Origin of the sequence: Escherichia sp. MOD1-EC5433, from assembly GCF_002966005.1 — a bacterium.
In the GTDB taxonomy this organism is placed as follows: Bacteria; Pseudomonadota; Gammaproteobacteria; order Enterobacterales; family Enterobacteriaceae; genus Escherichia; species Escherichia ruysiae.
Genome location: NZ_PTRL01000015.1, coordinates 1 through 4,505 on the forward strand (window position 1 = coordinate 1; position 4,505 = coordinate 4,505).

At 48.0% G+C, this 4,505-nt stretch carries 4 protein-coding genes, 4 tRNA genes and 1 rRNA gene; 8 read left to right on the plus strand and 1 reads right to left on the minus strand.

Annotated features, from left to right (window positions below):
• Positions 1 to 7: 7 nt before the first annotated feature.
• From rrf to birA, 3 genes are all read left to right on the plus strand, one after another.
• Positions 8 to 123: ribosomal RNA gene (rrf, locus tag C3D30_RS20095) — 5S ribosomal RNA — on the plus strand.
• A 134-nt stretch (positions 124 to 257) separates the two neighbouring features.
• Positions 258 to 1,286: a UDP-N-acetylmuramate dehydrogenase gene (gene murB, locus C3D30_RS20100; RefSeq protein ID WP_105287317.1), complete on the plus strand. Its 1,029-nt coding sequence runs from the start codon at positions 258 to 260 to the stop codon at positions 1,284 to 1,286.
• The gene (gene birA, locus C3D30_RS20105; protein WP_000654625.1) at positions 1,283 to 2,248 is read left to right on the plus strand and encodes a bifunctional biotin--[acetyl-CoA-carboxylase] ligase/biotin operon repressor BirA; all 966 of its coding nucleotides are present in this window, start codon (positions 1,283 to 1,285) and stop codon (positions 2,246 to 2,248) included. Before murB ends, birA begins: the two co-directional genes overlap by 4 nt.
• 28 nt (positions 2,249 to 2,276) lie before the next feature.
• On the opposite strand, the gene coaA is transcribed toward birA, so the two are convergent.
• Positions 2,277 to 3,227 (minus strand): type I pantothenate kinase, encoded by a 951-nt coding sequence (coaA, locus tag C3D30_RS20110; protein ID WP_000023078.1) that lies wholly within the window; start codon positions 3,225 to 3,227, stop codon positions 2,277 to 2,279.
• A 361-nt stretch (positions 3,228 to 3,588) separates the two neighbouring features.
• On the opposite strand from coaA, the gene C3D30_RS20120 reads away from it, so the two are divergent.
• The 5 genes from C3D30_RS20120 to C3D30_RS20140 all read left to right on the plus strand — a co-directional run.
• A tRNA-Thr gene (locus tag C3D30_RS20120) sits at positions 3,589 to 3,664 on the plus strand.
• Positions 3,665 to 3,672: 8 nt separating this feature from the next.
• Positions 3,673 to 3,757: transfer RNA gene (locus C3D30_RS20125), tRNA-Tyr, on the plus strand.
• Positions 3,758 to 3,873: 116 nt separating this feature from the next.
• Positions 3,874 to 3,948 (plus strand) — tRNA-Gly (locus C3D30_RS20130).
• A gap of 6 nt (positions 3,949 to 3,954) precedes the next feature.
• Positions 3,955 to 4,030: transfer RNA gene (locus C3D30_RS20135), tRNA-Thr, on the plus strand.
• Positions 4,031 to 4,144: 114 nt separating this feature from the next.
• A partial coding sequence (locus C3D30_RS20140; protein WP_000031706.1) for a GTP-binding protein occupies positions 4,145 to 4,505 on the plus strand: 361 nt, incomplete at its 3' end.

The window sequence follows — 4,505 nt, forward strand, 5'->3', positions numbered from 1 at the left end:
GAATTTGCCTGGCGGCCGTAGCGCGGTGGTCCCACCTGACCCCATGCCGAACTCAGAAGTGAAACGCCGTAGCGCCGATGGTAGTGTGGGGTCTCCCCATGCGAGAGTAGGGAACTGCCAGGCATCAGATAAAGCGAAAGGCCATCCGGAAGGATGGCCTTTTTGCGCTGGTGAAAACTTCTCCTGTCGTCATATCTACAAGCCATCCCCCCGCAGATACGGTAAACTAGCCTCGTTTTTGCATCAGGAAAGCAGCTATGAACCACTCCTTAAAACCCTGGAACACATTTGGCATTGATCATAATGCTCAGCACATTGTATGTGCCGAAGACGAACAACAACTACTCAATGCCTGGCAACATGCGACCGCAGAAGGACAGCCTGTTCTTATTCTGGGGGAAGGAAGCAACGTACTTTTCCTGGAAGATTACTGCGGAACAGTAATCATCAACCGAATCAAAGGAATCGAAATTAATGATAAACCTGATGCATGGTATTTACATGTGGGTGCAGGAGAAAACTGGCATCATCTGGTGAAATACACTTTGCAGCAAGGAATGCCCGGTCTGGAAAATCTGGCATTAATTCCTGGTTGTGTCGGCTCATCACCTATCCAGAATATTGGTGCTTATGGCGTAGAATTACAGCGAGTTTGCGCTTATGTTGACTGTGTTGAACTGGCGACAGGCAAGCAAGTGCGCTTAACTGCCAAAGAGTGCCGCTTTGGCTATCGCGACAGTATTTTTAAGCATGAATATCAGGATCGCTTCGCCATTGTAGCCGTAGGTCTGCGTCTGCCAAAAGAGTGGCAACCTGTATTGACTTACGGTGACTTAACTCGTCTGGAGCCTTCAACAGTAACGCCACTGCAAGTATTTGATGCAGTGTGCCATATGAGAACGACAAAGCTTCCCGATCCAAAAGTGAACGGCAATGCCGGTAGTTTCTTCAAAAATCCTGTTGTATCTGCCGAAACGGCTAACGCGTTGTTGGCACAATTTCCAACGGCACCGAATTACCCCCAGGCGGATGGTTCAGTAAAACTGGCTGCTGGCTGGCTCATCGATCAGTGTCAGCTAAAAGGGACGCAAATGGGTGGGGCTGCGGTACACCGTCAACAGGCGTTAGTTCTCGTCAATGAAGGCAATGCAAAAAGCGAAGATGTCGTGCAACTGGCACATCATGTAAGACAGAAAGTTGGTGAAAAATTTAATGTCTGGCTTGAGCCCGAAGTTCGCTTTATTGGTGCATCAGGTGAAGTTAGCGCAGTGGAGACGATTTCATGAAGGATAATACCGTACCACTGAAATTAATCGCGCTGTTAGCGAACGGCGAATTTCACTCTGGCGAGCAGCTAGGTGAAACGTTAGGAATGAGCCGGGCGGCCATTAATAAACACATTCAGACGCTGCGTGACTGGGGTGTTGATGTCTTTACCGTTCCGGGTAAAGGATACAGCCTGCCTGAGCCCATTCAGTTACTTAATGCTGAACAGATATTGAGTCAGCTGGATGGCGGTAGTGTAGCCGTGCTGCCAGTAATTGACTCAACTAATCAGTACCTTCTTGATCGTATCGAAGAGCTTAAATCGGGCGATGCCTGTGTCGCAGAATATCAGCAGGCAGGCCGTGGTCGCCGTGGTCGGAAATGGTTTTCGCCTTTTGGCGCAAACTTATATTTGTCGATGTTCTGGCGTCTGGAACAGGGCCCGGCTGCGGCGATTGGTTTAAGTCTGGTTATCGGTATCGTGATGGCGGAAGTATTACGCAAGCTGGGTGCAGACAAAGTTCGCGTTAAATGGCCTAATGACCTCTATCTGCAGGATCGCAAGCTGGCAGGCATTCTTGTGGAGCTGACTGGCAAAACCGGCGATGCAGCACAAATTGTCATTGGCGCCGGAATCAACATGGCAATGCGTCGTGTTGAAGAGAGTGTCGTTAACCAGGGATGGATCACATTGCAGGAAGCAGGGATCAATCTCGATCGTAATACGTTGGCAGCCATGCTAATACGTGAATTACGCGCGGCGCTGGAACTCTTCGAGCAAGAAGGATTGGCACCTTATCTTTCGCGCTGGGAAAAGCTGGATAATTTTATTAATCGCCCAGTGAAACTTATCATTGGTGATAAAGAAATATTTGGTATTTCACGCGGAATAGACAAACAGGGCGCTTTATTGCTTGAGCAGGATGGAATAATAAAACCCTGGATGGGTGGTGAAATATCCCTGCGTAGTGCAGAAAAATAAGAAAGGGGAGCATTAGCTCCCCTGCAAATTATTTGCGTAGTCTGACTTCTTCTACCGCATGATTAGCACTCTTCGTCAGGATTAAACTGGCGCGCTCGCGAGTGGGTAGAATATTTTGCTTTAAGTTCAGCCAGTTGATCTCTTTCCACAGAGTCATGGCGGTTTTGATCGCTTCTTCCTTAGTTAATTTCGCATAGTTATGGAAATAGGAATCCGGGTCTGTAAAAGCCCCTTCGCGGAATTTCAGGAAGCGGTTGATATACCATGTTTGAAGTAAGTCTTCAGGCGCATCAACATATATCGAAAAATCGACAAAATCAGAAACAAATACATGATGCGGGTCGTGCGGATAATCCATCCCACTTTGTAAGACATTTAGTCCTTCAAGAATTAGGATATCAGGCTGAACAACGGTTTTATCACCATTTGGGATTACATCATAAATAAGATGCGAGTAAACCGGTGCCGTAACGTTTGGTACACCCGATTTGAGATCGGAAACAAACTTCACCAGACGATGCATATCATACGATTCCGGGAAGCCTTTCTTTTTCATCAGCCCGCGTTCTTTAAGCACTTTGTTGGGATGAAGAAAACCATCGGTGGTGATCAGTTCAACACGGCGATGTTCCGGCCAACGGCTTAAAAGCGCCTGTAATACACGGGCGGTTGTACTTTTCCCCACAGCTACACTGCCTGCGATACTGATAATGTAAGGAATGCGTTGTCCGTTAGTGCCAAGAAACTGTTCCAGAACTGCCTGACGGCGCAGATTCGAGCTTATATAGAAGTTCAGCAAACGCGACAAAGGTAAATAGATCTCGGCAACTTCTTCTAACGAGAGATCTTCATTTATACCTTTGAGACGGGCGATCTCATCTTCCGATAACGTCATCGGTACGGAATCACGCAGAGCTGCCCACTGGTTGCGGTCAAACTGTAGGTAAGGCGTCATTAACGTTTGCTCTTTTATACTCATAAGCATGTTTCTGACGGTCATAGCTTTATCGGCAAAGCGATATTTGCCATGGCGCGTCACAGTTCTGTTGAATGGGTTAATGGGCAGGAGGGTAACACCAGATGGGGAGGAATAATAAGAAAAAATCGCTTACGGGAAGCTATCGGTGAAAAGCAATGTGACAGATATTCCATCTGATAAAAAGAATGGTGTTTTAACTGGCGAACATTGTTAAGCAGAACGATGCCGAAAAAATGTGCTAATCTGCTCTTTATTCGGCTGTTTCTTCATCGCATTGTTTAAAATATGGCCAACAAAACAAATTATGCAATTTTTTAGTTGCATGAGTTCGCATGTCTCCATAGAATGCGCGCTACTTGATGCCGACTTAGCTCAGTAGGTAGAGCAACTGACTTGTAATCAGTAGGTCACCAGTTCGATTCCGGTAGTCGGCACCATCAAGTCCGGTGGGGTTCCCGAGCGGCCAAAGGGAGCAGACTGTAAATCTGCCGTCACAGACTTCGAAGGTTCGAATCCTTCCCCCACCACCAATTTCGGCCACGCGATGGCGTAGCCCGAGACGATAAGTTCGCTTACCGGCTCGAATAAAGAGAGCTTCTCTCGATATTCAGTGCAGAATGAAAATCAGGTAGCCGAGTTCCAGGATGCGGGCATCGTATAATGGCTATTACCTCAGCCTTCCAAGCTGATGATGCGGGTTCGATTCCCGCTGCCCGCTCCAAGATGTGCTGATATAGCTCAGTTGGTAGAGCGCACCCTTGGTAAGGGTGAGGTCGGCAGTTCGAATCTGCCTATCAGCACCACTTCTTTTCTCCTCCCTGTTTTTTCCTTCTGTTTATTGCATTCAACAAGTCGGGCATGTTGCCTGGTTGATGTGGTGATATCACCGATTTATCCGTGTCTTAGAGGGACAATCGATGTCTAAAGAAAAGTTTGAACGTACAAAACCGCACGTTAACGTCGGTACTATCGGCCACGTTGACCATGGTAAAACAACGCTGACCGCTGCAATCACTACCGTACTGGCTAAAACCTACGGCGGTGCTGCTCGCGCATTCGACCAGATCGATAACGCGCCGGAAGAAAAAGCTCGTGGTATCACCATCAACACTTCTCACGTTGAATACGACACCCCGACCCGTCACTACGCGCACGTAGACTGCCCGGGGCACGCCGACTATGTTAAAAACATGATCACCGGTGCTGCGCAGATGGACGGCGCGATCCTGGTTGTTGCTGCGACTGACGGCCCGATGCCGCAGACTCGTGAGCACATCC

What these genes read in the sequence shown, in the direction of transcription:
- murB (WP_105287317.1), top strand. Translation starts at nt 258, where the DNA reads ATGAACCACTCCTTAAAACCCTGGAACACATTTGGCATTGATCATAAT.
- birA (WP_000654625.1), top strand. Translation starts at nt 1,283, where the DNA reads ATGAAGGATAATACCGTACCACTGAAATTAATCGCGCTGTTAGCGAAC.
- coaA (WP_000023078.1), bottom strand. Translation starts at nt 3,227, where the DNA reads ATGAGTATAAAAGAGCAAACGTTAATGACGCCTTACCTACAGTTTGAC.